General features: G+C 60.4%; 25 protein-coding genes and 1 pseudogene. 11 read left to right on the top strand and 15 right to left on the bottom strand.

Annotated features, from left to right (window positions below; genetic code table 11):
• Nucleotides 1-25 precede the first annotated feature (25 nt).
• The 3 genes from msub_RS10325 to msub_RS10315 all read right to left on the bottom strand — a co-directional run bounded on the left by msub_RS10325 (nt 26) and on the right by msub_RS10315 (nt 2,958).
• Nucleotides 26-1,096 carry a TRAP transporter substrate-binding protein gene (locus msub_RS10325; protein ID WP_048495943.1) on the bottom strand — a complete coding sequence of 357 codons (1,071 nt, stop codon included), beginning with the start codon at nt 1,094-1,096 and terminating at the stop codon, nt 26-28.
• A 38-nt stretch (nt 1,097-1,134) separates the two neighbouring features.
• Entirely contained in the window at nt 1,135-1,938 is an 804-nt protein-coding gene (locus msub_RS10320) for a putative hydro-lyase (RefSeq protein ID WP_048495942.1), read from the bottom strand.
• Between the two features lie 96 nt (nt 1,939-2,034).
• On the bottom strand, nt 2,035-2,958 hold the full coding sequence (locus msub_RS10315) for a LysR family transcriptional regulator (RefSeq protein WP_048495941.1): 924 nt from the start codon (nt 2,956-2,958) through the stop codon (nt 2,035-2,037).
• A gap of 158 nt (nt 2,959-3,116) precedes the next feature.
• On the opposite strand from msub_RS10315, the gene msub_RS10310 reads away from it, so the two are divergent.
• The 4 genes from msub_RS10310 to msub_RS10295 all read left to right on the top strand — a co-directional run bounded on the left by msub_RS10310 (nt 3,117) and on the right by msub_RS10295 (nt 6,423).
• Complete coding sequence (locus msub_RS10310; protein WP_048495940.1) at nt 3,117-3,755, top strand: DUF1326 domain-containing protein; 639 nt, start codon at nt 3,117-3,119, stop codon at nt 3,753-3,755.
• Between the two features lie 32 nt (nt 3,756-3,787).
• A complete protein-coding gene (locus msub_RS10305) occupies nt 3,788-4,537 on the top strand; it encodes a DUF2182 domain-containing protein (RefSeq protein WP_048495939.1) in 750 nt (249 codons plus the stop codon).
• A 93-nt stretch (nt 4,538-4,630) separates the two neighbouring features.
• On the top strand, nt 4,631-5,197 hold the full coding sequence (gene efpL, locus msub_RS10300) for an elongation factor P-like protein EfpL (RefSeq protein ID WP_048495938.1): 567 nt from the start codon (nt 4,631-4,633) through the stop codon (nt 5,195-5,197).
• Between the two features lie 41 nt (nt 5,198-5,238).
• Entirely contained in the window at nt 5,239-6,423 is a 1,185-nt protein-coding gene (locus msub_RS10295) for a YbfB/YjiJ family MFS transporter (RefSeq protein WP_048495937.1), read from the top strand.
• A 14-nt stretch (nt 6,424-6,437) separates the two neighbouring features.
• Here the strand turns inward: msub_RS10295 and paaX are convergent, their stop codons facing one another.
• Nucleotides 6,438-7,409, bottom strand: coding sequence for a phenylacetic acid degradation operon negative regulatory protein PaaX (gene paaX / locus msub_RS10290; RefSeq protein ID WP_048495936.1), 972 nt, complete (start codon nt 7,407-7,409; stop codon nt 6,438-6,440).
• A gap of 274 nt (nt 7,410-7,683) precedes the next feature.
• Between paaX and msub_RS10285 the strand changes: the two genes are divergently transcribed.
• The 7 genes and pseudogenes from msub_RS10285 to msub_RS10260 all read left to right on the top strand — a co-directional run bounded on the left by msub_RS10285 (nt 7,684) and on the right by msub_RS10260 (nt 14,272).
• Entirely contained in the window at nt 7,684-8,841 is a 1,158-nt protein-coding gene (locus tag msub_RS10285; protein ID WP_048495935.1) for an ABC transporter substrate-binding protein, read from the top strand.
• Between the two features lie 79 nt (nt 8,842-8,920).
• A complete protein-coding gene (locus msub_RS10280) occupies nt 8,921-9,796 on the top strand; it encodes a branched-chain amino acid ABC transporter permease (RefSeq protein ID WP_048495934.1) in 876 nt (291 codons plus the stop codon).
• Complete coding sequence (locus tag msub_RS10275; RefSeq protein ID WP_048495933.1) at nt 9,796-10,803, top strand: branched-chain amino acid ABC transporter permease; 1,008 nt, start codon at nt 9,796-9,798, stop codon at nt 10,801-10,803. The genes msub_RS10280 and msub_RS10275 overlap by 1 nt, the downstream gene beginning before the upstream one ends.
• Nucleotides 10,800-11,558: an ABC transporter ATP-binding protein gene (locus tag msub_RS10270; protein WP_048495932.1), complete on the top strand. Its 759-nt coding sequence runs from the start codon at nt 10,800-10,802 to the stop codon at nt 11,556-11,558. The genes msub_RS10275 and msub_RS10270 overlap by 4 nt, the downstream gene beginning before the upstream one ends.
• Before the next feature lie 17 nt (nt 11,559-11,575).
• Nucleotides 11,576-12,025, top strand: a pseudogene (locus msub_RS22115) (hemerythrin domain-containing protein); the annotation flags it as partial.
• Between the two features lie 210 nt (nt 12,026-12,235).
• Nucleotides 12,236-12,940, top strand: a complete 705-nt coding sequence (locus tag msub_RS22110; protein ID WP_048497056.1) for an ABC transporter ATP-binding protein — start codon at nt 12,236-12,238, stop codon at nt 12,938-12,940.
• A gap of 66 nt (nt 12,941-13,006) precedes the next feature.
• On the top strand, nt 13,007-14,272 hold the full coding sequence (locus tag msub_RS10260) for an MFS transporter (RefSeq protein ID WP_048497055.1): 1,266 nt from the start codon (nt 13,007-13,009) through the stop codon (nt 14,270-14,272).
• 124 nt (nt 14,273-14,396) lie between these two features.
• On the opposite strand, the gene paaZ is transcribed toward msub_RS10260, so the two are convergent.
• From paaZ to paaG, 11 genes are all read right to left on the bottom strand, one after another.
• Entirely contained in the window at nt 14,397-16,442 is a 2,046-nt protein-coding gene (gene paaZ, locus msub_RS10255; protein ID WP_048495931.1) for a phenylacetic acid degradation bifunctional protein PaaZ, read from the bottom strand.
• Nucleotides 16,443-16,533: 91 nt separating this feature from the next.
• Complete coding sequence (paaE, locus tag msub_RS10250) at nt 16,534-17,613, bottom strand: 1,2-phenylacetyl-CoA epoxidase subunit PaaE (RefSeq protein ID WP_048495930.1); 1,080 nt, start codon at nt 17,611-17,613, stop codon at nt 16,534-16,536.
• 13 nt (nt 17,614-17,626) lie between these two features.
• Nucleotides 17,627-18,196, bottom strand: a complete 570-nt coding sequence (paaD, locus tag msub_RS10245; RefSeq protein WP_048495929.1) for a 1,2-phenylacetyl-CoA epoxidase subunit PaaD — start codon at nt 18,194-18,196, stop codon at nt 17,627-17,629.
• A complete protein-coding gene (paaC, locus tag msub_RS10240; RefSeq protein WP_048495928.1) occupies nt 18,180-18,944 on the bottom strand; it encodes a 1,2-phenylacetyl-CoA epoxidase subunit PaaC in 765 nt (254 codons plus the stop codon). The genes paaD and paaC overlap by 17 nt, the downstream gene beginning before the upstream one ends.
• Before the next feature lie 12 nt (nt 18,945-18,956).
• Nucleotides 18,957-19,238 (bottom strand): 1,2-phenylacetyl-CoA epoxidase subunit PaaB, encoded by a 282-nt coding sequence (paaB, locus tag msub_RS10235; RefSeq protein WP_048495927.1) that lies wholly within the window; start codon nt 19,236-19,238, stop codon nt 18,957-18,959.
• 17 nt (nt 19,239-19,255) lie between these two features.
• Nucleotides 19,256-20,248: a 1,2-phenylacetyl-CoA epoxidase subunit PaaA gene (paaA, locus tag msub_RS10230; protein ID WP_048495926.1), complete on the bottom strand. Its 993-nt coding sequence runs from the start codon at nt 20,246-20,248 to the stop codon at nt 19,256-19,258.
• A 315-nt stretch (nt 20,249-20,563) separates the two neighbouring features.
• Nucleotides 20,564-21,874: a phenylacetate--CoA ligase PaaK gene (gene paaK, locus msub_RS10225; RefSeq protein WP_048495925.1), complete on the bottom strand. Its 1,311-nt coding sequence runs from the start codon at nt 21,872-21,874 to the stop codon at nt 20,564-20,566.
• Between the two features lie 60 nt (nt 21,875-21,934).
• Complete coding sequence (gene pcaF / locus msub_RS10220) at nt 21,935-23,182, bottom strand: 3-oxoadipyl-CoA thiolase (RefSeq protein ID WP_048495924.1); 1,248 nt, start codon at nt 23,180-23,182, stop codon at nt 21,935-21,937.
• Nucleotides 23,179-23,625 carry a hydroxyphenylacetyl-CoA thioesterase PaaI gene (gene paaI, locus msub_RS10215; RefSeq protein WP_048495923.1) on the bottom strand — a complete coding sequence of 149 codons (447 nt, stop codon included), beginning with the start codon at nt 23,623-23,625 and terminating at the stop codon, nt 23,179-23,181. The genes pcaF and paaI overlap by 4 nt, the downstream gene beginning before the upstream one ends.
• Entirely contained in the window at nt 23,622-25,142 is a 1,521-nt protein-coding gene (gene paaH, locus msub_RS10210; protein ID WP_048495922.1) for a 3-hydroxyacyl-CoA dehydrogenase PaaH, read from the bottom strand. The genes paaI and paaH overlap by 4 nt, the downstream gene beginning before the upstream one ends.
• Nucleotides 25,143-25,145: 3 nt before the next feature.
• Complete coding sequence (gene paaG, locus msub_RS10205; protein ID WP_048495921.1) at nt 25,146-25,937, bottom strand: 2-(1,2-epoxy-1,2-dihydrophenyl)acetyl-CoA isomerase PaaG; 792 nt, start codon at nt 25,935-25,937, stop codon at nt 25,146-25,148.
• Between the last annotated feature and the right edge of the window lie 352 nt (nt 25,938-26,289).

Here is a 26,289-nt window from a genome sequence, read left to right as displayed (position 1 = left end):
CGGCCGCCAATGACGGATACGGCGGTTACTTTGACGCTTTCAGGCCGGTGACGGCGCCCACGGTCTCGTTCCAGCGGTCAACCCATTCCTGGTCAACCCGGCCGGCCCAGTTGGGCAGAACGGTCTCTTCGAGGGCCTTGGAGGCTTTGGTGAAGTCAGCATCTGTGGCCTTAACCAGAACCATATCGCCGGGCTCGCCACGGGAGCAGGTGCCTTCACCGGTGAGGCAGGCAATGCCTTCCTTGGTCTCTGCAACGGCCGCTTCCCACACCGGTGTTTCGTAGTTGGTCTCAATCTCTTTCATCAACCATTGCTGGGTGGTTTCCGAGAGCGAGTCCCACTTCTTGCCATTCATGGCGGTGACCACGTGATCCCAGCCGCCGACCGGCAGGGGGTAGAGGTGGGTGGAAACTTCATGCCAGCCGGAACTGTAGCCGGACAGTGAGCCAGTGACTGCACAGTCAATAACGCCCCGCTGCAGGGCGCCCGGCACTTCACTGAAATTCAGGGTGATGCCCTCGGCGCCAATGGCCTGAAGGAATTCCGCGGTGGTCCGGCCACTGGCGCGGATCTTCTTGCCCTGGAGATCGGAGAGGCCTTCAATGGGGGTGTTGCAGAACACCATCTGTGACGGGTAGGGCACGACAGCGAGCAGCTGGGCACCGTCAAAACGCTCGGCAAAGGCGTCTGCGAGAACCGGCCGGTAGGCTTCGGCGACCTTGCGGGCGGTTTCCACATCCGGCGCAATCATCGGCATGTCCAGGCCTTCCAGTTCCGGTGCATCCGCCACCGCGTAATCTGCCACGGTCGAGGTCACTTCAATGACGTCGCGGGCCATCAGCCGATAGACTTCGCCACCGCCCAGTCCCATCTGGTCAAAGGTGGTGACCTGGGTCGAAATCTGGCCGTCGGAAGCTTCGGGGATGTGATCGGCCCAGAACGGCTTCTCAAAATTCTGGTACAGCGACAGGCTGCTCCAGCTTCCGACGTAGGAAAGGCTGGTGTTGTCGAGGTCCGGTGTCTGGGCCTGGGCGCTGGCGCCTGCCAGGGACAGGGCAACGACAGTGGCAACGGCGAGGGGTTTTTTTGTCATCATGGTTGTTTCCTCAGTTTTCGTGGTCGTGCTGGGTTTGGTCAAAACAGGGCCAGGGTGCTGTCGGGAATATCCGTTACCAGCATGTGGCCCGGGCTGTGGGTGATTGCAAATGAAACGCCTGAGTCGATCAGGACCTGCTGGGGCGTCACACCGCAGGCCCAGAACACGGGGATCTCGTCGTCCTTCACAGAGACCGAATCGCCATAGTCGGGTGAGTGCAGTTCCGAAATGCCGATGAGTCCGGGATGCCCGAGATGCACGGGTGCACCGTGCACCTGGGGATAACGAGTCGTGATCTGGATGGCGCGGATGGCGTCTGCCGCCGAGAACGGCCGCATGGACACCACGAGGTTGCCCTGGAATCCGCCCGCAGGCGTCAGTGGCACCGTGGTTTGATACATGGGAACGTTACGGCCCTGGTCGATATGCCGGATGCTGAGACCGGCCTGGATCAGCGCGTGCTCGAAGGTGAAGGAACAGCCGAGGGCGAAGGTCACCAGATCGTCTCGCCATTCATCGGCAACATCGGCAACCGTTTGGCTGGCAACGCCATTGCGATAGATACGGTAGGCCGGCACATCCCGGGCGATATCAAGATCGCTGGCCATGGCCTCGCAGGTGCGGGCGCCGGGCTCACTGACTGCCAGCAACGGGCAGGGTTTCGGGTTTGCCTGGCAGAAGCGCATGAAACCCGCCGCCTCGGCCTCCGGCAGGATCACCAGATTGACCTGCACATAACCGCTGGCAAGACCGGAGGTGGGGCCGGTAAGCAAGCCTTGCCGCGCCGCCTCACGCACTGCTTTCGGCGTAGAGTGCAGGTTAAGGGTGTGGGACGCTGCCATGGTGCTGCCTCAAAAATGAATGATTTTTACATTTAAGGCAGAGCGGGCGATTAATACAATTCGAAAGTTAGGATCACTTCTGATAGAAAAAGCTGATCAGTTAGTGGTGTCGGGCCGTTCCGGGGTGTTTTTCCTCTCGCCAGCCCGCGTTTCTGCAATCGCCAGCGCCAGTTCCACGATGGCCTGGATGACATTGCCCCCTGGCCCGGCCCGATAGGCCGCGCTGAAGGCCAGGTCCGGTACCTTGGCAGCCACCTCGAACCGGCGCAGGGTTCCTGCGCTGAGTTCGCGCTGCAGGATTTCCCGCGGCAATGCGCTGACGCCCAGGCCGTCGACGGTCATGCGGATGATGGTGGACAGCGACGAACTGGAGTGGATCCGGGTGGAGTGATTCATCGGATCCACCAGGGATCGGATAGCCATGTAGGGCTGGCTTTTTCTCGGGTAGGTGACAATCGGCCAGGTGGACAATTCTGCCAGGGTCATCGGTTGGCCGGGAAGATTGAGCTTCGGGCTGGCGACCCAGATCAGCGAATACCGGCACAGATCCTGGTTGAGGATGCCGGGCTGGTTTACGCCGCCCATCAGAAACGCGATATCAATCTCGTGATTCACCAGTTTCTCGGCAAGATTGACGGAGATGTCGACATCCAGCTCCAGATTGATGGCAGGATAGGCTTCACTCACCCGTTCAATAAGCTGCGGCAACCAGGTATGGGCAATGGTCTCAGACACCGCCAGACGGATGGTGCCCTGCAGTGAGGAAGGCGTGGCCACAGCCTGCATCATCTCGCCGTGCAGGCTCAGCATTTTCTCGGCGTAAATCAGGAACTCGCGACCCTTGGCGGTGAGCGTGACCTTCCGGGCCGAGCGATTGAACAGTTCCACGCCAAGCTGGTCTTCCAGGCCGGCAATTCGCGCCGACACGGACGGCTGCGACGCATACACCCGGCTGGCGGCGGCCCGGAAACTGCCGAGACGGGCAATCCATATAAAGGTTTCCAGGGTTCGAATGTTCATGGCGCCACCGAAGGTCTGCTCTGCCACCTGTTACAGTGACAGGCGCTGGCTAGAATGCACAAGTATATCCGCTGAATTCTGCTGCGTTAATCGTCTAATGGCCAGCGCCCCCCTGCGCTAGAATTTTTTAAGGAGTTACAGGAAGGGGGAGAACCAAGATGACTACTGACATTGACTGGCGGATCAAGGGACGTGAGTTCGTCAACTGCAACTGTGAATTAGGCTGTCCCTGCCAGTTTATGGGGCGCCCAACCCACGGCGACTGCCGGGCATTTGCCGCGGTGAAGGTTGATGAGGGGTTTTTCGGTGAAACACGCCTGGATGGTCTGTCGTTCGCCATGACGTTGCAATGGCCTGGCGCGATTCACGAAGGCAACGGGCAGGGCCAGGCCTTTATTGATGAACGCGCCAGCCCGGAGCAGAGGGACGCCCTGCTGGCGATCCTCTCGGGCGAAACATCCGAGCCCGGGGCCACGTTTTTCAATGTGTTTGCCAGCACACTGACCAAAATGCACGATCCTGTGTTCTGCGCGATTGATATTTCCTCTGATGTAGAGGGCAGGCGTGCAACAGTCCGGGTCGCCGATACCATTGAATCTTCCTGCGAGCCGATTACCAATCCGGTCTCCGGCGAGGAGCACACGGCGAGGATCGAGCTGCCGCACGGGTTTGAGTATGCCGTGGCAGAAGTGGCCAAGGGCAGTACCCGTGCACACGCCGGGATTCCGCTGGAGCTGAATGCCAGCCATAGCCATCTGGCGCACCTGGACATCGGCCCGCGCGGCGTCTTCCGGTAGGCCGGGGGCGCAACGGGTAGAAGGTCGAAGTCATGCCAGTGCTCCGGCTGCTGGCCCGGGATTCACTGACGACTCTGCTTGGACTCCTGGCCATAGCGGGGTTGTGCTGGTGGTATCTGTTTGCAATGGCGGGTGGTATGCCGCCGGCCCCGGTTCTGCGTGAATGGACGCTGCAATATTTTGCTCTCATGGTGACGATGTGGGTCATCATGATGGTCGCGATGATGCTGCCCAGCGCCGCACCGATGATCCTGTTATATCGCCAGGTTGCCAGCAAGAACCGCTTGGCGAACCCGCTGTGGGGCACCCTGCTGTTTGCTCTGGGGTACTTCATTATCTGGTCGTGCTTCAGCCTGGCGGCTACGTCGCTTCAATGGGTGCTCGAACGCCTGGCATTGCTCAGTCCTATGATGCGCAGCCAGAGCGCCAGCTTTAACGGCTTTGTTCTGATTCTTGCCGGACTGTACCAGTGGTCCCCCCTCAAAACCGTCTGCCTCCGCCATTGTCGCGGGCCCCTGTTTTTCATTTCCCGGCACTGGCGAGCCGGTCCGGTTGGCGCCCTGAAAATGGGACTGATCCACGGTGCCTTCTGCGTCGGGTGCTGCGGCGCCCTGATGGCGCTGCTGTTCGTCGGCGGTATCATGGATCTGACAGTCATTGCCGTGATTGCGGGGTTTGTCTTGTTGGAAAAACTGTTGCCCGGAGGCGAATGGCTGGCCCGGGCCCTGGGGGTGGTGGCTGTCGCTCTCGGATTCCTGGTGCTGGCTTCCCGCGTGGTTTGAAGCATTTGCCGTGCTCCGGTATCGAAAGTCGTCTTCAGTCGTGGTATATCAGCACATCCGATTCCCTACTTTATTAATCTGGAATATCGAGCGATGCCAAAAGCCAGTGAAATCAAGAAGAACTCTGCGGTTGAGTACGATGGCCGTGTGTATTTTGTCAAAGACATCGAGCGTTCCGTACCCCAGGGGCGTGCCGGAGGCAGTCTGTACCGGATGCGGATGTACGATGTGGTGACAGGTCAGAAGCTGGACGAGACCTTCAAGGACTCGGACATGCTCAATCTGGCGGATCTAACCCGCCGTGAGTCTACGTTCTCCTACGCCGACGGCGACGAGTGCGTGTTCATGGATACCGAAGACTACACCCAGTACAGCCTCAACCGGGAGGCCATCGCCGATGAGCTGCTGCTCATCAGCGAGGACACCCAGGGCGTGATGGTGATTTTACTGAAGGATGCCCCCGTGGCCCTGGACCTGCCGCCCACCGTTGAGCTTGTGATCGAGGAAACCGATCCATCCGTCAAGGGTGGTTCCGCGACCGCCAGAACCAAGCCGGCCAGGCTGACCACGGGGCTGGTGGTACAGGTGCCGGAGCACATTGGCACCGGTGACCGCATCCGGATCAATGTGGAGGAGCGCCGGTTTCTGGGCCGTGCCTGAGCTCGAACGCGTCCGGAGTGATCAGCGCCCAAGGAAATCCCGTGAAACCGATTGAAACCATAAAAGTGCTGGCGGCCAGCGTGATCGCGGTGGTGGTCATGGTGGGTATTGCCCGTTTCTCCTACACGCCGATGATTCCCGAGATGGTGGCGGCGCTGGGGCTGAGCAAATCCGTGGTGGGTATGCTGGCAACGGTGAATTACGCCGGCTACCTCACCGGCGCGCTGATTATCACCCGGATCAGCGACCTTGGGCTCAAGTTCAGGCTGTACCAGCTTGGGCTGGTGGTGGCGGTGATTTCAACGGTTCTCATGGGGTACACCACCAATGTGTGGTTGTGGTTTATCCTGCGTTTTATCTCCGGGCTGAGTACCTCGGCGGGCATGCTGCTGGGTGCCGGGCTGCTGATGAGCTGGCTGATCAAGCACAATCACAAATCCGAGCTGGGTGTTTTCTTTTCCGGTATCGGGCTCGGGATTGTCCTCACGGCGGTGGTGGCGCAACTGATCAAGGATGACTTCACCTGGGACCAGCAATGGGTGGTCTACGGGCTGGTCGCGCTGGTGCTACTGGTGCCTGCCTGGCGGTGGATGCCGGACTACCGCACCTGTGCCCTGCCCAAAACCGGTGCCGCCGGCACTGGGGAGGAGCGGAGCCGTTTCATCCGCCTGTTACAGTTGGCGTATTTCTGTGCCGGTGTCGGTTATGTGGTAACGGCCACTTTTCTGGTGGCGATCGCCGAAGCCATGCCCAAACTCAGTGGCCAGGGCTGGCTGGTCTGGCTGATTGCCGGCCTTGCCGCCGCCCCGGCCTGCTGGCTCTGGGATCTTTTCTCGCGCCGCTGGGGGCAATGGTTGGCACTGTATCTGGCCTACACGCTGAACTCCGTCAGTATTCTGATGCTCATCGTAAACACCAGCATGGCCAGTGTGATGCTTAGTTCCGTGATTTATGGCGCCAGCTTTATCGGCATTGTCAGCATGATGCTGGCGATGGTTGGGCGCGTATTCCCGGAAAATCCCTCCCGGCCCATGAGCCGTCTGACCTTCAGCTATGGTATTGCACAGATGTTGGCGCCGGCCGTGGTGGGGTATCTGGCCGATGTCGAGGGTAGCTACACCAACGGCCTGTGGCTGACCCTGATTGTGATGGCCATGGGTGTTGTGGTGTTGCACCTGGCCCGACGGGCGCAGCAACGCCAGGGCGAGTCGGTGGCCGCCGGGTAATTCGGTTCAATGGTCTATTCAAGGGCTTCCGGCTCAGCGACCGGGGGGCTCTGGGAGGCGGAGTCACGCAGGCCGCCGAACCGTTTGTAGAATTTTTCGCCTGGCCCTGGCAGAGGGCCGGAGGCGTTCTCCAGGGTCTGGTCGAGCCACTGCTCCGCGCGGGTATAGATCTGCCGGTAGAGATTGCGGCAAAGCTGCTTGGCGCTGCGGCCTTCCCAGTCGCCCGGCAGTAACTCATCGGGCAGCAGCGGGTCGCGAAGCAGAATCTTCCGGTACTCGTGGATCAGCAGTATCCGCAGAAGCAGGCACTCCTCCGGGCTGAGAGTGTCCTCAGACTGAAGTTCCCGCCACAGCGGGCGAAACTGCTTCAGGAAACGCCGGTAGCGGCCGCCAAGCTCATCCAGGTTCCAGCTCTCGCGAACCTGCAGTCGAAGTGCCCTGGGACTTTTCTGCTCCATGGGCAGGGTCTGCATGACAATCGTATCTTCGAGGGCGCCCCATTCCTGCAGCATCGGTATCAGTTCATTGCGGGTAAATCTCGGGTGCTCCATCAGGCCAGGGGCCATGCTGCCAAAGCTGAGCCACTTCAGCTCCTCCCGGACTTTCTGGCGGAGCTCCGGCGACAACTGGTTCAGGTACACCAGGCACCAACTCCCATTCCATTCCTCGGTATCCAGGTTGTAGACGTGCTGGAAGGCTTGTTCGAACCGCCGGAGACCCGGGCCGGTAAGGCTGTAGTAGCTGCAGCGGCCGACCTTCTCGGTCTGCAGCCAGGATTCCTGCACCAGGCGGTACACCGAGGTGCGCACCAGCCGCTGGCTGATGCCCATGGGCTCAACCAGCTTCATCAGGCTGCCAAGCCAGACATTGCCGCCACGGGGCACGATGGCGTCGCCATAGATGGTAATGATCAGAGAGCCGGCGCGAAGCGGCCGCTTCTTCTGGAAATTGCTGACGAGCACTTCGAGCTGGTTTTTTGCAGTCATAACCTGGGTTCGCAAATAAGAATCAATGAAACATGTTGCACGTATTATGCGGTTCTTACGTGTCAGGTAAAGGTTTGTCTCTCTGATTAACCTGCTGGCGCGTTGCATGGCGCTCGGCTTTAATTAAGAGGCCCCGGCCTGATCTCCTGAAATCGGTTGACATGGAAGTTATGATACAATAACTTCGGTTGATATTCGTCAACGGTATCGAATTTACCGGAGCGAAGACACAACAAATACTCATGCCCCTGCACAATTCGGGAGAATAAGAACAATGCTTACTACAATGATGCGTCGCGCAGGAAAATGCGCAGCGGTTGCGGCTGCCGGTCTCATGATGATGAGTGCCCAGGCGGCTGAGCCAATCAAGATCGGGTCGTTCCTGTCTGTGACAGGTCCGGCATCCTTCCTGGGTGATCCCGAGCTGAAAACGCTCGAGATGTATGTCGAAAAAATCAATGAAGAAGGCGGTGTTCTGGGGCGTCCCCTGGAGCTGGTGCATTACGATGACGCCGGTAATGCCTCGTCTGCCCGCAACTTCGCCAGCCGCCTGATCCGGTCAGACCAGGTGGATCTCATCGTTGGTGGCAGCACCACCGGTGCCACCATGGCCGCCGTGCCGATGATCGAGCAGGCGCAGATTCCCTTCATCTCCCTGGCAGGTGCGGTGGTTATCACCACACCGGTCAAGAAATGGGTGTTCAAGACTCCCCAGTCTGACCGCATGGCGGCCGAGCGGATCCTGGCAGACATGAAAGACCGCGGTATCACCAAGTTCGGACTGATCTCCGGCACCGGCGGTTTCGGCAGCTCCGGCCGCACCCAGACCCTGGAAGTAGCGAAGGAAATGGGAATGGAAGTGGTCGCTGACGAAACCTACAGCGGATCTGATACAGACATGACGGCCCAGTTGACCAATATCCGTAACACAAAAGGTGTTCAGGCGGTGCTCAACTTCGGTTTCGGCCAGGGCCCGGCCATCGTAACCCGCAACTATGACCAGTTGGGCATGGAGCTTCCGTTCTATCAGTCCCATGGTGTGGCCTCTGACAGCTTCCTGGAGCTGGCCGGTTCTGCCGCAGAAGGTCTGCGTCTGCCTGCGTCGCCCTTGCTGGTGCCGGAATCCCTGCCGGAAGACGACCCCCAGAAAGCCGTGGTTCAGAACTACAAGGCCGAGTACGAGGCGCGCTACGACTCCAAGGTGTCCACCTTCGGTGCCTACGCCTACGACGGCCTGATGCTGGCGGTGCGCGCGATTGAAGAGGCCGGTTCTACCGACCCGGAAGCGGTTCGCAAGGCGCTGGAAAACATCAAGGGCTATGTGGGAGTAACCGGCGAGTTCAATATGTCGCCGACGGACCATAACGGCCTTGATGCAGATTCCTTCCGCATGCTGGAAGTCCAGAACGGCGACTGGAAACTGATTAACTGAGACTCCCTTCATCTGTCTCTCGGCTGGCGGCTGCCCTTCCGGGGAGGTCGCCAGCCGGCGTACGGCCGGAACCACCGCTATGTTCGCAGAATTCTTACAGTACCTGTTTACCGGGATCACGATCGGTGCCACCTACGCACTGATCGCGCTCGGTTTTACCCTCATCTATAACGCCAGCCACGTCATCAATTTTGCCCAGGGCGAGTTTCTGATGGTCGGCGGCATGGCGACCGTATCCCTGACGGCCATGGGCGTGCCCATGATCCTCGCCGTTGTGCTCGCTGTTATCCTGGCCGGCCTTCTGGGGATTGCGCTTCAGCGCCTCGCGATTGCACCGGCCCGGCAGGCCGATGTGGTTACCCTGATTATCATCACTATCGGTGCGTCGATCTTCATCCGCGGCCTTGCCCAGTTGGTCTGGGGCAAGCAATACCACGTGATGCCAAATTTCAGCACCAGTGAGCCGATTGAGGTATTCGGTGCGGTACTGAACAGCCAGAGCCTCTGGGTTCTGGGCGTTGGTGCGGTGCTGGTGGTCGCTCTGGTGCTGTTCTTCACCAAGACGTTGATCGGCAAGGCCATTCTGGCAACCTCCATGAACAAGGAGGCGGCGCGCCTGGTCGGTATCCGCACCCAGATGGTGTTGATGCTGGCCTTCATGGTGTCGGCGCTGCTGGGCTCTGTGGCCGGTATTGTGGTGGCCCCGATCACCTTCACTTCCTACGATATCGGCGTGATTCTCGGGCTCAAGGGCTTTGTTGCAGCCGCTATCGGTGGTCTTGGCAGTGGCGTCGGCGCAGTAGTGGGTGGTCTGGCCCTGGGCATCGTCGAGGCCATGGCGGCCGGTTACATCTCGTCTGATTACAAGGATGCGGTGGCCTTTTCCATGATCCTGCTGGTGCTGTTCTTCATGCCCCGCGGGCTATTCGGTGCCAAAGTCGTGGAGCGGGTCTGATGTTGAACCGGTTTATGCAGTCGCGCCTGCGGGGTCTGGTGATTCTCGCACTCATCCTGATTATTCTTCCGGCTTTTCTGGGCAACCCGTTCCATTATGAACTGGTCACCCAGATGGCCATTATCGCCGCCACCGTGGTTGGCCTGAACCTGCTGGTGGGCTTTGCCGGCCAGATCAGTCTCGGCCATGCCGGGTTCTTCGGCCTGGGTGCCTACTTCACGGGGATCGCAACCGGCACCTACGGCTGGTCCTCTATCCCGGCGCTGGTGGCCGGTGCCATTGCGGTGGGTATCATTGCCTGGGTGGTCGGCCGCCCGATCCTGCGATTGAAGGGCCACTACCTGTCCATGGCAACCCTTGCGGTTGGCTTCATTATTGCCATCATCCTGAATAACGAGCGCGCCATTACCGGCGGCCCCGATGGCATGCCGGTTCCCGCCCTTAACCTGTTCGGCTGGGAGCTCAGCACCTTTGGCCAGTATTCGTTGTTCGGTGTCGAGATTTCCGGCGTCCAGGCCTGGTATATCCTGGCCAGCTTGGTGCTTCTGCTGGCGGTCTGGTTTGCACTGAACCTGATCGAATCGCCCATCGGCCGGGCGCTTCGGTCGGTGAAAGGCTCGGAAGTCGCGGCCAGTGTGGTGGGCGTCGACACCGCCCGGTACAAGAGCCTGGTGTTCGTAATCTCGGCGGTGTACGCCAGTGTCATGGGCAGTCTCTACGCCCATTTCCAGGGTTTTATCACGCCGGCGGTGGCCAGCTTCGAGTTCTCCATTCTGTTGATCACCATGGTCGTGCTGGGCGGTATGGGTTCCACCTTCGGCGTCATTCTTGGTGCTGTGGTGCTGAAGCTTTTGCCTCAGCTTCTGGCAAATTTCCAGGAGCTGGAGACGGTGATGTTCGGTCTGATCCTGATGCTGACCATGATCTTCATGCCCAAGGGCCTGCTTCCCACCCTGACGGCTCTGGTTGCCGGGAAAGTGCGCAAGAAAACGGGAGGTAAGGCATGACAGCACTGGTTGAAGTGAAAGGGCTGGATAAGGCCTTTGGTGGTGTGCATGCGGTGGAGGGTGTCAGTTTCTCGGTGCAGGCCGGCCAGGTCTATTCCGTGATTGGTCCCAACGGCGCTGGCAAGACGACGCTGTTCAATCTGATTACCGGGCTCTATATCCCGACCAGGGGTGAAGTCCGGCTTAACGGCGAGAGCACCGCGAAACTGGAGCCGAACGAGCTGGCAGAGCGGGGCATGTGCCGCACCTTCCAGCAGATGCAGATCTGCATGAACATGACGGCCATCGAGAACGTGATGCTCGGACGCCATCTGCAGCTCAAGAGCAATCTGTTCGCCACCCTGTTCCGCTTGCCCTCCCTGCGCCGCAATGAAGTCGAGGCCCGCAAACGTGCCGCCGAGTTGATGGATTATGTCGGCTGCGGCGAGTATCTCGAAACGGACGCTTCGGCAATGTCCTACGGTGCCCTCAAGCGGCTGGAAATTGCCCGGGCGCTGGCAGCCGAACCCAAGGTTATCCTGCTGGATGAGCCGGCGGCAGGCCTGAATGCCACGGAAACCGCGGCGCTGGAAGAGTTAATCCGGAAAATCGCGGAGCAGGGCATTACCGTGATGCTGGTTGAGCACGACATGAAGCTGGTGATGGGCATCTCAGACCGGTTGCTGGTGCTTAACTATGGTCTCGTTCTGGCCGAGGGAACTCCCGAGGAAATCCGCCAGAACCCGGACGTTATCGCCGCCTATCTGGGTGGCTGAGCAAGGAGACATTTCAAATGAGCGAGCAACACACTGAAATGGCGCCTGCCCAGTCACGCGGAGAGCAGGCCGTCCGGATTATTGTCCAGGAGCATCAGGCACTCTGGCGGATACTGGATCTGCTGGACCAATTGCTGAGCGACATGAATGTTAACGACCAGCGGCCCGATGAGCGGTTGCTGACCACGATCTTCGATTACATTCAGCACTTTTCGCAGCGGGTACACAGTACGCCCACAGACATTGAGCTCTACCAGCGGCTCAGCGAGAAATCGCCCGAGACCGCACCCCTGCTGGCAAAACTGGCCAGGGGCTATGTGGTCGGGCATGAAAAGCTGGTGGAATTGCGTCGGTTGCTGGCGGAGTGCGAACAAGGCTGGCCGGAAGGGCGTGAGGAATTCAGCCACGCCCTGGCGCGTTTTACCGAAGCCTTGCGCAAGCACATCCGCAAGGAAGAGGGAGTGGTTATTCCCCGGGCCCGGAAGCTGCTGACTGAAGAAGACTGGCAGCAGATCATTGCAGCCAGGGATGTCGAAAACGACCCCCTGTTCGGTGAGCGGGTGCGGGAGGAATTCCGGGAGTTGCGGCACCAGATTGTCAGCTACACCCCGGAGAAATTCGGCGGGCTGGGGCTCAAGCACGCAGACCGGGTTACCGCACCTCATGCCAAACAGGAAATGCTGTCCATCAAGGGGCTGGTTACCTCCTATGGCCAGATCGAAGTGCTGCACGATGTGGATATCCAGATTAACAGCGGCGAAATTGTTTCCCTGGTGGGCGCCAACGGGGCGGGAAAATCCACCCTGCTGATGACCATCTCCGGGTTACAGCCGGCGGACCGGGGCTCGATAACGTTTGAAGGCCGGGATCTGGCGAAGGTGAGTGCCGACAAGCGGGTGGCGGATGGCATCGTTCAGGTGCCCGAGGGCCGACAGGTGTTCAAGGACCTCAGCGTACACGACAATCTGCTGCTGGGTGCCTACACTCGGGGCAAGACACCCGAGGTGATGGAGGATCTGGAGCGCATGTACACCAGGTTCCCCATTCTGCGCCAGAAGCGCCACAACCTGGCCGGCGAGCTGTCCGGTGGCCAGCAGCAGATGCTGGCCATGGGGCGGGCGCTGATGGCCAAGCCGCGGCTGCTGCTGCTGGATGAGCCCAGCATGGGCCTGGCGCCGCTGATCATCGAAGAGATTTTCAACATCGTCAAGGAACTGAAGGAAGAGGGCATGACCATCTTCCTGGTGGAGCAGAATGCCTCCCAGGCGCTGGCACTGGCGGACCGCGGCTATGTGCTGGAAACCGGAAAAGTGGTGATCGAAGGTACCGGCCGGGAACTGCTCAGCAATGAGAAGGTGCGCGAAGCGTATCTGGGCATGTAAAATCCGTCGGGGGCCGGCGGATGCCGGCCACGCCTGGTTTTCCGTGTGCAGAGCGAGAACAAGACATTGAACACACCTCCGGCTATCGCCGACCGCCTGATCAACCCTGTCCTTATCGCCGGTTGCATCATCATTCTGGTCAGCTTTGCGGTGCGGGCCTCCTTCGGCCTGTTCCAGTTGCCCATTGCTGAAGAGTTCGCCTGGCCCCGGGAATCATTTTCCCTGGCGATTGCCGTGCAGAACCTGTTCTGGGGCATCGGGCAGCCCATCTTCGGCGCCTTTGCTGAACGCTTTGGCGACCGCAAGGCGATTCTGGGCGGTGGTGCCTTCTACGTGGTCGGGCTGGTGTTGTCGGCCTACGCGATCACGCCGGGCCAGCACCAGTTGCTGGAAATGCTGGTGGGTTTCGGCATTGCCGGTACCGGCTTTGGGGTGATCCTGGCGGTGGTCGGGCGGGCGGCGTCTGACCGGCACAGGTCGATGGCGCTCGGCATTGCCACGGCGGCGGGGTCCGCCGGGCAGATCGTCGGCCCGCCCGTGGCCAATGCGCTGCTGAGCCAGATGCCCTGGCAGTCGGTTTTTATCGTCTTCGCCGGCTTTATCATGCTGTCCATGACGGCGCTGCTACTTATGCGGGCACCGAAGCAGCACCAGTCCACGGGCAGCGACGAGCCGATGGGCGTTGTGATCCGCCGCGCAGTACGGGATCCGTCTTTCCTGCTCATTTTTTTCGGTTTTTTCTCCTGTGGCTACCAGTTGGCCTTTATTACCGCGCACTTCCCGGCCCTCATCACGGAAATGTCCGGCCCGATCATCCCGGGCAGCCTGCTTTATGGGCTGGGGATCACGACACTGGCAGGGCTTGGCGCAATTTCCATCGCACTGATCGGGTTGTTCAACATCGGTGGCACCCTGTTCGCCGGCTGGCTGGGTAACCGGTACTCCCGGAAATACCTGCTGGCGACTATCTACCTGTTGAGAACCGTTGTTTCCGCGGCCTTTATCATGGCGCCGATCACCCCCGAGACGGTGGTGCTGTTTTCCGTGGCCATGGGGTCGCTCTGGCTGGCCACCGTGCCGCTCACCTCAGGGCTGGTGGCACACATCTACGGCCTGAAATACATGGGCACGCTCTATGGGCTGGTGTTTTTCTCGCATCAGTTGGGCGGCTTCCTGGGCGTATGGCTCGGTGGTGCGCTGTACGATGTGTACCACAACTACACACTGGTCTGGTGGGTGGGTGTTGGCGTGGGCGCGCTGTCGGCTGTCCTTCATCTGCCGGTCAAGGAATATCCCTGGTCGCAACGCCCGAATGCCGCCGTCGCGGCCTGAACTGCCAGCGCACTGACATCTGCAGACATAAAAGGGGGACAGGTCTTGCGACCTGTCCCCCTTTTATTTGCCTGACGCTTTCTCCCTGGGGTCCAGGACAGGGAGAAAGCAGGGAAGCCCGGTGTTACTCGGGCTTCTTGGCAACCAGTGTCAGGATGTCGTAGCTCGCAACCAGCTCGTCGTTCTGGTTGTGAACCTGAACATCCCAGACCACCACACCCTGCGGGTGGCCGTCGGGGGATGTCCGACCCTGATCAATCTTGCGCTTGCAGGTCAACCGTGCCCGGATGGTGTCACCCGGTGCAACGGGTTCAATAAAGCGCAGGGTGTCCAGGCCATAGTTTGCCAGGACCGGGCCCTCGCCCGGATCAACAAACAGGCCGGCCGCGGCGGAAAGCACGAAATAGCCGTGGGCAATGCGCTTGCCGAACTGGGAGTCCCGCGCGGCAATCTCATCGAAGTGCATGTAGAAGTGATCACCAGACAGGCAGCCGAAATTGACGATGTCCGCCTCGGTGACCGTGCGGCGATGCGTCAGCAGCGACTCGTTGATCTGCAGGTCTTCGAAGTGGCGACGGAACGGGTGCACCGCGGTTTCGATCAGGTTGGCACCGCGTACATACTCGCGGGTAACCGCTGCCAGCATGGTCGGGGAGCCCTGGATGGCGGTGCGCTGCAGGTAGTGGTGCACCGCACGGATGCCGCCCAGCTCCTCACCGCCACCGGCCCGGCCCGGGCCGCCATGCTTGAGCATGGGTAGGGGCGAGCCGTGGCCGGTGGATTCCTTGGCGGCCTCGGCGTCCAGCAGGTGCAGGCGGCCGTGGAAGGCGGCAAGCCGGGGAGCGATGGTGCCGGCAATGGCCGGATCGCGGGTGGTCAGGGTCGTAACCAGAGAGCCCCGGCCTTTCGAGCACAGCTCAACAGCGTCCTCAATGGTGTCGTAGGGAATCACCGTGGCTACCGGGCCGAACGCTTCAATATCGTGGGCGCCACAGCCGTTTTCCGGGTTGCGGCACAGCAGTACGTGCGGCTCGATGAAGGCGCCTTTTTCGGTGCCGTCACCGGTGGGCTTGAAGCTGCCTTCGCCACCGACGACCAGCTCGCTGGTCTTCAGCAGTTCCTGGATGTTGGCCCTGACGTCTTCCAGCTGGTCGATGGAGGCCAGGGCACCCATGCGCACACCTTCCACGGAAGGGTCGCCCACGGTGACCTTGGCGAGCTGCTCTTTCAGCTTGTCGCAGACTGCGTCTACCTGGCCTTTGGGCACCAGGATACGACGGATGGCGGTACATTTCTGACCGGCCTTGGCGGTCATCTCGCGGCGTATTTCCTTCACGAAGATGTCGAACTCTTCGTGCTCGGGGGTAACGTCTGGCGCCAGAATGGCACTGTTCAGTGAATCCGCCTCGGCGTTGAACGGAATCGAACGGTTGATGATGTTCGGATGGTTCTTGAGCTTACGGGCGGTTGCCGCCGAGCCGGTGAAGGTCACCACGTCCTGCTCTTCGAGATGATCAAACAGGTCGCCGGTGCTGCCGATGATCAGCTGCAGGCTGCCTTCCGGCAAGGCGCCGGATTCCTGCATCAATCGAACCGCCAGTTCGGTCACGTAGCAGGTCGAGGTGGCTGGCTTCACGATGGACGGCATGCCCGCCAGGAACGTGGGTGCAAACTTTTCCAGCATGCCCCACACCGGGAAATTGTAGGCGTCAATGTGTATGGCCACGCCGCCACGGGGCACCAGGATGTGGGTGCCGGCAAAGTGGTTGTTCTTGCCCAGCGGTGTCACCGGGCCTTCGTGCACCACGTTGCCGGATGGCAGTTCGCGCCGGCCCATGCTGGCGTAAGAAAACAGGGTGCCGAAGCCACCATCGATATCGATGCCGTTATCGCCCTTGGTGGAACCGGTGTGCATTGACAGGGCGTACAGTTCTTTCTTGTGTTCCTGGAGGTAGAGGGCCATGGCTTTCAGGGCCAGGGCACGCTCCTGGAAATCCATGGCCATCAGGGTTTTTCCGCCAACCTTGCGGCCATACTCAACAGCGTTCTTGAAATCGAGGGTATCGTCGTGGGTATGGGCGACGATGTCGCCATTCACGGCGCTGGGCAGGGCCTTGGCGGGCTTTTCACCGACCCACTGGCCGGCAATCAAACTTTTCAGGACTGACATGGGAGACTCCCTTGGTATCTGAAACGTCAAGGCAAGCCCCGCAGAAACGGGACTTGCCTTGGTCGTGTCTGGCTTGTTGGCTGGCCGCGAACTACATCTCGTCGTAGTTCAGAACCACCTTGTCGCTGATCGGATAACACTGGCAGGACAGCACATAGCCGGCCTCGACCTCGTAGTCTTCCAGGGCAAAGTTCTGGTCCATTTCCACTTCGCCTTCGACAACCTTGGCGCGGCAGGTAGAGCAGACACCGGCCTTGCAGGAGTAGGGCAGGTCGGCGCCTTCCTCGTTGCCGGCATCCAGAATGCTCCTGGTGTCCCGAACCAGCGGGAATGTCAGGGAGCGACCGTCGGCTATGACAGTTACTTCGCTGACCGACTCCGGATCGACGTGGGACGGATCCCGGTCCTTGCGGGGCTGGGGCGCACCACCGGCTGGCGTGAACAGTTCATAGTGGATTCTGCTTTTGTCCAGGCCATGGCGCTGCAGGGAATCCCGAACGTCTTCCGTCATCAGCTGGGGGCCGCAGATAAAGGCGGCGGTGAGTTCCTTGACGTTGATCCAGTGGTCGAACAGGGCATCGCACTTGTCGTGGTCAATCCGCCCGTTGTACAGGTCAATGTCCTGCTCTTCGCGGGTGAAGATGTAGACCAGGTTCAGCCGGGCCATGTATTCGTTTTTCAGGTCCTGAAGCTCATCCCGGAACATGGTGCTGCTGGTGGCCTTGTTGCCATAGAACAGCGTTACCTGGCTTCTGGGCTCGGTTTCCAGGGTGGTTTTGACGATCGACAGGATCGGGGTGATACCACTGCCGGCAGCGATCGCCAGGTAATTGCCTTCCCGCTCGGGGTCCAGATCAATGGAAAAGTGGCCCTGGGGTGGCATGACTTCCAGCGTCTGGCCGGGTTTCAGTTGCTCGTTGGCGAAGGTGGAAAAACGGCCTCCGGCCACTTTCTTGACTGCGATGCGCAGTTCCTGGTCGTTGACACTGCGGCAGATCGAGTAGGAGCGGCGCACTTCCTCGCCATCCAGCCTGGTTCTGACAATCAGGTGCTGGCCCTGCTTGTAGCTGAACTTGTCTGCCAGCTCGCCCGGCAGGTCAAAAGCAAGTGATACGGCGTTTCTTGTTTCAGGTCTGATCTCTTTGAGGGTCAGCGAGTAGAATTTGTTCATGATCGTATCGGCTCTAGATGCATTTGAAATAGTCGAAGGGCTCGAGGCATTCCTTGCAACGGTAAAGGGCTTTGCAGGCGGTGGACCCGAACTCGCTCACCCGCTCGGTCTCCTGGCTGCCGCAGTGAGGGCACGTAAGGACTTCCGATTCCCCGAGCAGGCTCATCTTGCTTGAGCTGCCCACGGGTGGCGCTATTCCGAAGGCCCGAAGCTTCTCTTTGCCTTCGTCTGTGATCCAGTCGGTGGTCCAGGCAGGGGTCAGCACCTGATTGATTTTCGGATCCCGGAAGCCCGCCGCACGCAGGGCTTCGGCAATCAGCTCCTCAATCAATTCGGTGGCCGGGCAGCCGGAGTAGGTCGGGGTCACGTCAATGGACAGTTCTTTGCCGTCCCAGCGCACTGCCCGGACAATGCCGAGCTCCACGACACTGACTGCCGGCACTTCCGGGTCTTTGACCTCTTCCAGAAGCGCCCAGATGTCGTCCTCTGTCAGCAGATCGGGGCGGGCGTTGGCCGGCACCCGATCACTGGCAATCAGGATATCGACGGCTGACCGGCTGTCTGATTCACCAGGTTGTGGCATCGGGGTAGGCCCTCTGCAGAAACTGCATTTCCGCCAGAATGAAACCGAGGTGTTCGGTGTGCTCGCCGTGCTTGCCGCCCATGTACATCCAGGCATCTTCGGCGCCCGGTGTCAGGGTGGCCTGGGTCAGCACTTCGTTGACCATGCCGCGCCAGTCTTTGGCCAACTGGTCGGGGTCCGGGCCAATGCCCGCATCGGCCATGACACGATCGGTGTCGTCCGGGGTGATCAGCTCGCCGGTAAAGCGCCAGAGAATGTCCACGGCGTCCTGCATGCGGCGGTGGCTCTCTTCGGTGCCATCGCCCAGACGCTTGACCCACTCGGAGGACCGGCGCAGGTGATAGGTGGCTTCTTTGAGCGCCTTGGCGGCGATAGCGGCAATGCGCTCGTCACTGGATTCCGTCAGGCTCTTGAGTGTGAAGTAGTGCCACACGTCAAAGAAGAACTGCCGCCCCATGGTGACCGCGTAATCCTCGTTGGGCTGCTCGGTCATCAGCAGGTTGCGGTAATCGTGGGCGTCGCGACGGAACGCCAGCTTGTCGGCATCGCGGCCATCATTGATCAGCTCGGCGGCGTACTCGTACCAGTTGCGGGCCTGGCCCACGAGGTCGAGGGCCACGTTCATCAGTGCCATCTCTTCCTCAACTGCCGGGGCTTTGCCGCACAGCTCGCACAGGCGCTGGCCCAGGATCATGTCGGAATCCGCCAGGCGCAGCAGGTATTCCTGTAATGCTTCTGCTTGTGTCATGGGTACCGCTCCTTACATGTGTCCGACTTCATCGGGCAGCTTGTAGAAGGAAGCATGCCGGTAAACCTTGTCTTCCGACGGGTCGAAAAGTATTTCCTTTTCGTCGGACGCGGAGGCCGTGATGGTGTCGGAGGGAACCACCCAGATGCTCACGCCTTCGTTGCGGCGTGTGTACAGGTCGCGGGCGTTTTCCATGGCCATCTCGGCGTCAGCGGCGTGCACGCTGCCCACGTGTTTGTGGTTCAGGCCGTGCTTGGACCGCACGAAAACTTCGTAAAGGCGCCATTCAGACATAATCTAATCCTCCGGTATCAAGCGGCTTGTGCGCGCTGTTTTTGTTTTTCGGCATAGGCGACGGCCGCTTCGCGGACCCAGGCGCCCTCGTCAATTGCTTTCTTGCGAGTGTTGATGCGCTCGCGGTTGCACGGGCCATTGCCCTTGAGAACGTCGTAGAATTCCTGCCAGTTGATTTCACCGAAATCGTAGTGTCCGGTCTCTTCGTTCCACTTCAGGTCCGGATCCGGCACGGTGCACCCGAGGAACTCCAGCTGCGGGATGGTCTGGTCAATGAACATCTGGCGCAGTTCGTCGTTGCTCTTGCGCTTGATCTTCCAGGCCATGGACTGCTGGGAGTTCGGGGACTCGTCATCGTGCGGGCCGAACATCATCAGGGCCGGCCACCACAGGCGGTTGATGGCGTCCTGCACCATGGCCTTCTGCTCTTCGGTGCCTTCGCGCATCATGTCCAGCAGGATCTGGTAGCCCTGGCGCTGGTGAAAGCTCTCTTCCTTACAGATACGAACCATGGCGCGGGAGTAGGGGCCATAAGAGGTACGCTGCAGCACCACCTGGTTGACGATGGCGGCGCCATCGACCAGCCAGCCAACCGCACCCATATCCGCCCAGTTCAGGGTCGGGTAGTTGAAGATGCTGGAGTACTTGGCCTTGCCCTGGTGCAGCTTCTCGATTTCTTCATCGCGATCCGCGCCAAGGGTTTCCATGGCGCTGTAAAGGTACAGGCCGTGGCCGGCTTCGTCCTGGATCTTGGCCATCAGCTGTAGCTTGCGTTTGAGCGTGGGGGCCCGGGTAACCCAGTTACCTTCGGGCAGCATGCCGACCACTTCGGAGTGGGCGTGCTGGGAAATCTGACGAACCAGCGTCTTCCGGTAGCCTTCCGGCATCCAGTTCTTGGGTTCAATCTTGATTTCGGCGTCAACCTTTTCCTGAAACTCGCGCTCTTCAGGCGACATCTCTTCCAGGGTCTTCAGGCGCTTGGCGCCGGTTTCAACGAGCTGGGCGTACATAAATACCTCCGGTTCGGGCCTATTGTTCTGTAGCTCCGTGAACACTGGCACCCTCGGCTAACAACCAGAGGGCGAATAACTCCATATTATATGATACTGAATAAATATCAAGAACAGTCTTTGTGTGTCATGTTAGATTTTGGAGATTGCTTTATGGGTATTAGATTGCTGATTTGAATGCTAAAAAATATGATACGGTCAGAAATGCTATCGAGATCTGCATAAGGAGAGTGAAAATAAATCGACAGAGAGGGTGCAGGAATGCGCCGGGGCAGCCGCAACGGCGGCGGACTGGCCCCGGCGAATGACGCAGATTTACTGCTTGCGACGGTCGAACACGCGCTTGGCCTTGCCTTCCGAGCGCGCCAGGCGGTTGGTTTCCACCACCTCGACCCGGGTGCTGATGCCGATGTAGGACTTGATGTGGTGGGCCAGCTCCTTGGCGGCCGCGGCACGGCTTTCCGGGCTGTCGGTGACCCCCGGTTTCAGCTCGGCCCGGATATCCACGCAGTCCAGGTTGCCTTCCTTGTACACCTCAATCTCATAATGCGGCGCCAGCGCTTGGCACTTCAGGACCTGTTCCTCGATCTGGCTCGGGAACACGTTCACGCCGCGAATAATCAGCATGTCGTCGCTGCGGCCGGTGATCTTGTCCATCCGGCGCATGGGGCGCGCGGTGCCTGGTAGCAGGCGGGTAAGATCCCGGGTGCGGTAGCGCAGGATCGGCAGGGCCACCTTGGTCAGGGACGTGAACACCAGCTCGCCGTATTCACCATCGGGCAGCACTTCCCCGGTTTCCGGGTTGATGATTTCCGGGTAGAAGTGGTCTTCCCAGATAGTGGGGCCATCTTTGGTCTCAATGCACTCCATACCCACGCCGGGGCCCATGACTTCCGACAGACCGTAGATATCCAGGGCCTCGATGCCCAGGCGCTCCTCGATTTCGGTGCGCATGGAGTTGGTCCAGGGTTCGGCGCCGAAGATGCCAAGACGCAGGGGCAGCTTATGGGGATCAATGCCCTGGCGGTCCATCTCGTCAGCGATGTTCAGCATGTAGGACGGCGTGACCATGATGATGTCGGGCTCGAAGTCCTTGATCAGCTGGACCTGCTTCTCGGTCTGGCCGCCGGACATGGGGATGACCGTACAGCCCAGGCGCTCGGCACCGTAGTGAGCGCCAAGACCGCCGGTGAACAGGCCGTAGCCGTAGGAAACGTGGACCTTGTCGCCCCGGGAGCCGCCGCCGGCCCGGATGGACCGCGCCACAATGTCGGCCCAGGTGTTGATGTCACTCTGGGTATAGCCGACCACGGTCGGCTTGCCGGTGGTTCCGCTGGAAGCGTGTACCCGCACCACGTCGGACATGGGCGTGGCAAACATGCCGAAGGGGTAGTTGTCGCGCAGGTCCGCCTTGGCGGTAAAGGGCACCTTGGCCAGGTCATCCAGAGAATTGATGTCCATCGGCTTCAGACCGATGTCGTCAAAGGCTTTGCGGTAGAAGGGCACGTTGGTGTAGGCATGGACAACACTCCAGCGTAGGCGCTGCAGCTGTTCATGGCGCAGCTCATCGATGCTGGCGGTTTCCATTCGGTCAAGTTTGCCAAGTTTTTGCAGTGGTAAGGTCATGATTCTGTCCTGCGTTGTTCTTGTCGAGTAATGGTCTTTGTTCAGTTCTGCACGGTGGCCTCAGGCCACCGTATCCACCCGCTCAATAATCAGGGCGATGCCCTGGCCAACGCCGATGCACATGGTGCACAGGGCATACCGGGCTTTCTGGCCCGCCGCGTGGCGGCGCTCCAGTTCGTTCAGGGCGGTGGTTACCAGCCGCGCTCCACTCATGCCCAGCGGATGGCCCAGGGCAATGGCGCCGCCGTTGGGGTTCACATGTTCGGCGTCATCCGGTAGCCCGAGGTCGCGGGTAACCGCGAGGGCCTGGGCGGCGAAGGCTTCGTTCAGCTCAATCACGTCCATGTCGGCCAGCTCCAGGCCGGCGGTTGCCAGCACCTTTCGGGTGGCTGGCGCCGGGCCAAAGCCCATGATCCGTGGCTCGACGCCGGCGGTGGCCATGGCAACGATCCGGGCGCGGGGCTTGAGGTTGTATTGCTTGAGGGCATCGGCGCCGGCCAGGAGCAGAGCGCAGGCGCCGTCATTCACACCGGAGGCATTGCCGGCCGTGACCGTGCCTTTTTCACGGAACGGAGTCGGCAGCGAGGCGAGCTTTTCAAGGCTGGTTTCCCGGGGGTGCTCATCGGTATCCACCACCAGCGGGTCCTGCTTGCGGCGGGGAATGGTCACCGGGGTGATTTCGGCGGCCAGCCGGCCTTCCTTCTGGGCAGCGGCGGTACGCTGCTGGCTGCGCAGGGCGAAGGCATCCTGGTCTTCCCGGGAGATGCCGAAATCGGCCGCGACGTTCTCGGCCGTCTCGGGCATGGAATCGATGCCGTACTGCTTCTTCAGCACCGGATTGACGAAGCGCCAGCCGATGGTGGTGTCAAAAATCTCTGCCTTGCGGCTGAAGGCCGAGTCGGCCTTGCCCATGACAAACGGCGCGCGGGACATGGATTCCACGCCGCCAGCGATCATCAGCTGGGTTTCGCCGGTACGTATGGCCCTTGCCGCGCTGCCAATTGCATCCATACCGGAGCCACACAGGCGGTTGATGGTGCTCCCGGGAACATCTACAGGCAGGCCTGCCAGCAGCAGGGACATGCGGGCAACATCCCGATTGTCCTCGCCGGCCTGATTGGCGCAGCCGTAGAGCACGTCGTCAATCTTTGACCAGTCCAGATCCGGGTGGCGTTCGGTCAGGGCCTTGATGGGCACGGCGCCCAGATCGTCTGCACGAACGGCGGAGAGCGCACCGCCGTAACGCCCGATGGGGGTTCGGATGGCATCGACGATGTAGGCGTCTTTAAGGGTGTTGTCGGTGCTCATGCAGTTTCCTCCGAATTGCGTACGGTGCCACGAACCTCGTAGGAGCGGCCCCGGAACAGTGCGACCTTGCGGCCATCCTGGTTGGTTAGTGTGATGTCATAAACGCCGGTGCGGCCGCCACGGGCCTGCTCTTCGGCGGTGGCGGTCAGCCGGTCGCCCTCTTTGGCGCCGTACATGTAATCGATGCTGCAGCCAGAGGCCACGGTGGCCCGGTCGTAGCTGTTGCAGGCAAAGGCGAACGCGGAGTCGGCCAGGGTGAACAGGTAGCCGCCATGGCAGGAGCCGTGGCCCTGGATCATGTCGCCGGTGACGGTCATGGTGAGTACCGCCTTGCCGGGGGCGACCGACTCGATGTTCATGCCCAGTTTCTGGCTGGCGCGGTCGCGCGCGAACATGGCTTTCGCGCATTCCTCGGCGAGGGTTTGCGGGTCCATTTCGCTCATGAATAAAACCCCTTCTGTGCAAATGCATTCTTCCGGAGCAGCAGGGCAGGGCGATAGCGGTCTTCTGCGTAGCTGTTCTGGATGTTGGTGAGAACGTTAAATACATGGCCTGCCCCGAGGCGGTCGCTCCAGCTCAGCGGACCTTCCGGGTAGTTCAGGCCCGCTTTCATAGCCAGATCGATGTCGGCAATCGTGGCAACGCCATGGAGGGCGGCATCGGCGGCTTCGTTGGCCAGCATGGCCACGGTGCGCATCACCAACAGGCCGGGGCGGTCAGCAATCAGGCTTATGGCAATACCCGCCTTTTGAAGTAAAGCACAGGCGCTGGAGATGGCTGCTTCCGAGGTCTGGTCGGCGGCGGCCAGGGCAAGCCGGGATGCCGTGCGGTAGTCAAAGGCCAGGTCGAACAGCACCAGGTTGGCGATGCCGTCGGTGGCGGCCCTCTCGGTCGCCATCCGGCCATCGGTCAGAGCCAGCACGGCGTCACCGAAACGGAGCTGGCCCGGGCCGTCGCGCTCGACAAGAGTAAGGCCGGCTTCTTTCAGACGCTGGAGCAGCGGGGCGGCCGCGCCGGGATTGCCTTCGACAATCAGCACGGTTTCCTCGGACTGGCGAGTGGGCTCGGTCTGGGGCTCGGGCTTTTCAGCGCCTTCGCCATAGGGATAAAAACCCTGGCCGTTCTTGCGTCCGAGGCGACCGGCTTCCACCAGTTCTTTCTGAGTCAGCGACGGCCGGAAACGCGGATCCTGGAAGTAGGCGTTGAACACGGAATTGGTGACCGCGTAGTTCACGTCGTGGCCGATCAGGTCGGTCAGCTCGAAGGCGCCCATGCGGAACTGGCCGGCTTCGCGGATGATGGCATCCAGCGTGGCGGCATCGGTGGCCTGTTCCTGCAGCAGGCGCAGGCTTTCCGCGTAGAATGGGCGGGCCACGCGGTTAACAATAAAGCCGGGCGTCGAGGTGGCATACACCGGCTTCTTGCCCCAGGCGGCAGCCGTGGCGTGAACGGTCTCGGCGATGGTCTTGCTGGTGGCCAGGCCCATCACCACTTCGACCAGCGCCATCAACGGCGCCGGATTGAAAAAGTGCATGCCTACCAGGCGCTCGGGCCTGGTCATTTCGGCGCCGAGGGCGGTCACGGAGATGGACGAGGTATTGGTGGCGAGGATTGCGTCCCCGGCGCACAGGTCTTCCAGGTTGGCCAGCAGTTGGCGCTTGATGTCGAGGTCTTCAATGATGGCCTCGATCACCAGCCCGGCGTCGGCGACTTCATCCAGCTTTGCGACAGCCTGAATCCGGCCAATAACCGCGTCCAGCTCCTGCTGCGGCATCTTGCCCTTGTCGACCCGCCGCTGAAGCTGCCTGGCAATACCATCACGGCCGGCTTCCGCCGCGCCCTCTCTCTGGTCGTGCAGGTAAACCTGGTGGCCCGCCTGGGCGGCCACCTGGGCAATGCCCGAGCCCATGGCGCCGGCGCCAACGACGGCAACTTTGGTTTGAGTATCCAGTGCCGGCATGGCTTATTTCCCCTTGAAGTTCGGCGTGCGTTTTTCCATGAAGGCGGCAACGCCTTCGCGGTAGTCCTCGGTCTGCCCGGCCATGCGCTGAAGATCACGCTCCAGATTGATCTGCTCTTCAAAGGTGTTGCTGGCGCTGGCGTGCAGTGCCCGCTTGATCAGCGCAAGGCCCTTGGTGGGTTGGGTCGCGAAATGACGGGCCAGTTTCATGGTTTCTTCCATGAGCTGCTCGTTATCCACGCAGCGCCAGATCATGCCCCAGCTCTCCGCCTGCTCGGCGCCGATCTTGTCGCCCAGCAGCGCCATGCCCTTGGCACGGGCCATACCGGCCACGCGGGGCAGGGTCCAGGTGCCGCCGGAATCGGGCACCAGGCCCAGTTTGCAGAAAGCCTGTACAAAACTGGCGGAACGCGCTGCGAGGGTGATGTCGCAGGACAGGGCGATGTTGGCCCCGGCACCGGCCGCTACACCATTCACCGCGCACAGAACGGGCATCGGCAGGTCTCGCAGACTGCGCATCAGCGGGTTGTAGTAATTCTCCAGGGAGGCGCCCAGATCCGGCATTTCCTGATCCGGGGAGACGCTGCGGTCAGACAGATCCTGCCCCGCGCAAAAGCCCCGACCGGAGCCAGTAATGACCAGTACACGGACAGCTTCATCCTTGCGGACGGTGCTGATGGCATCGCGCATGCGCTCGTGCATTTCGACATTGAAACTGTTCAGGTTGTCCGGGCGGTTCAGAGTTAACAGAGCCACGCCCTGATCGATTTCAAGAAGAATGCTCGGCTGAGTCATGGTGAATTCGTCCTGTTGTTGGTTTGGGGGATAGCTTGAAGGGCGTCTTGGACCGGTACGGCGCTATCGAGTCAGAAAAATGAGTATATCTTAGAATTGATACTGGTCAAGGATTGTGAGTTGGTCGTTTTGTATCACTTTGGTGTTGGGTCGTAGCGATCTTGATTTATACTATTGAAAAAGAAGGTAAAGATTTACTGGTGTCTGGTTTTATCACGGTTTTTGACGGCGTTTGGCTGGCCTTTCCGGCATTTTAGGCATGAAAAATCACCGAAAAAACGATAATGTGATACAGAAAATGAATCACAATAACGTTTCGGGTCCCACGTTCGTCGGCCTTGCAAAGGTCTGG

The organism is Marinobacter subterrani (assembly GCF_001045555.1).
Lineage (GTDB): Bacteria > Pseudomonadota > Gammaproteobacteria > Pseudomonadales > Oleiphilaceae > Marinobacter > Marinobacter subterrani.
Note: the sequence above shows the minus strand (reverse complement) of the source record. Positions and strands in the feature narration are given on the sequence as shown.

What these genes read in the sequence shown, in the direction of transcription:
- msub_RS10325 (WP_048495943.1), bottom strand. Translation starts at nt 1,096, where the DNA reads ATGATGACAAAAAAACCCCTCGCCGTTGCCACTGTCGTTGCCCTGTCC.
- msub_RS10320 (WP_048495942.1), bottom strand. Translation starts at nt 1,938, where the DNA reads ATGGCAGCGTCCCACACCCTTAACCTGCACTCTACGCCGAAAGCAGTG.
- msub_RS10315 (WP_048495941.1), bottom strand. Translation starts at nt 2,958, where the DNA reads ATGAACATTCGAACCCTGGAAACCTTTATATGGATTGCCCGTCTCGGC.
- msub_RS10310 (WP_048495940.1), top strand. Translation starts at nt 3,117, where the DNA reads ATGACTACTGACATTGACTGGCGGATCAAGGGACGTGAGTTCGTCAAC.
- msub_RS10305 (WP_048495939.1), top strand. Translation starts at nt 3,788, where the DNA reads ATGCCAGTGCTCCGGCTGCTGGCCCGGGATTCACTGACGACTCTGCTT.
- efpL (WP_048495938.1), top strand. Translation starts at nt 4,631, where the DNA reads ATGCCAAAAGCCAGTGAAATCAAGAAGAACTCTGCGGTTGAGTACGAT.
- paaX (WP_048495936.1), bottom strand. Translation starts at nt 7,409, where the DNA reads ATGACTGCAAAAAACCAGCTCGAAGTGCTCGTCAGCAATTTCCAGAAG.
- msub_RS10285 (WP_048495935.1), top strand. Translation starts at nt 7,684, where the DNA reads ATGCTTACTACAATGATGCGTCGCGCAGGAAAATGCGCAGCGGTTGCG.
- msub_RS10280 (WP_048495934.1), top strand. Translation starts at nt 8,921, where the DNA reads ATGTTCGCAGAATTCTTACAGTACCTGTTTACCGGGATCACGATCGGT.
- msub_RS10275 (WP_048495933.1), top strand. Translation starts at nt 9,796, where the DNA reads ATGTTGAACCGGTTTATGCAGTCGCGCCTGCGGGGTCTGGTGATTCTC.
- msub_RS10270 (WP_048495932.1), top strand. Translation starts at nt 10,800, where the DNA reads ATGACAGCACTGGTTGAAGTGAAAGGGCTGGATAAGGCCTTTGGTGGT.
- msub_RS22110 (WP_048497056.1), top strand. Translation starts at nt 12,236, where the DNA reads ATGCTGTCCATCAAGGGGCTGGTTACCTCCTATGGCCAGATCGAAGTG.
- paaZ (WP_048495931.1), bottom strand. Translation starts at nt 16,442, where the DNA reads ATGTCAGTCCTGAAAAGTTTGATTGCCGGCCAGTGGGTCGGTGAAAAG.
- paaE (WP_048495930.1), bottom strand. Translation starts at nt 17,613, where the DNA reads ATGAACAAATTCTACTCGCTGACCCTCAAAGAGATCAGACCTGAAACA.
- paaD (WP_048495929.1), bottom strand. Translation starts at nt 18,196, where the DNA reads ATGCCACAACCTGGTGAATCAGACAGCCGGTCAGCCGTCGATATCCTG.
- paaC (WP_048495928.1), bottom strand. Translation starts at nt 18,944, where the DNA reads ATGACACAAGCAGAAGCATTACAGGAATACCTGCTGCGCCTGGCGGAT.
- paaB (WP_048495927.1), bottom strand. Translation starts at nt 19,238, where the DNA reads ATGTCTGAATGGCGCCTTTACGAAGTTTTCGTGCGGTCCAAGCACGGC.
- paaA (WP_048495926.1), bottom strand. Translation starts at nt 20,248, where the DNA reads ATGTACGCCCAGCTCGTTGAAACCGGCGCCAAGCGCCTGAAGACCCTG.
- paaK (WP_048495925.1), bottom strand. Translation starts at nt 21,874, where the DNA reads ATGACCTTACCACTGCAAAAACTTGGCAAACTTGACCGAATGGAAACC.
- pcaF (WP_048495924.1), bottom strand. Translation starts at nt 23,182, where the DNA reads ATGAGCACCGACAACACCCTTAAAGACGCCTACATCGTCGATGCCATC.
- paaI (WP_048495923.1), bottom strand. Translation starts at nt 23,625, where the DNA reads ATGAGCGAAATGGACCCGCAAACCCTCGCCGAGGAATGCGCGAAAGCC.
- paaH (WP_048495922.1), bottom strand. Translation starts at nt 25,142, where the DNA reads ATGCCGGCACTGGATACTCAAACCAAAGTTGCCGTCGTTGGCGCCGGC.
- paaG (WP_048495921.1), bottom strand. Translation starts at nt 25,937, where the DNA reads ATGACTCAGCCGAGCATTCTTCTTGAAATCGATCAGGGCGTGGCTCTG.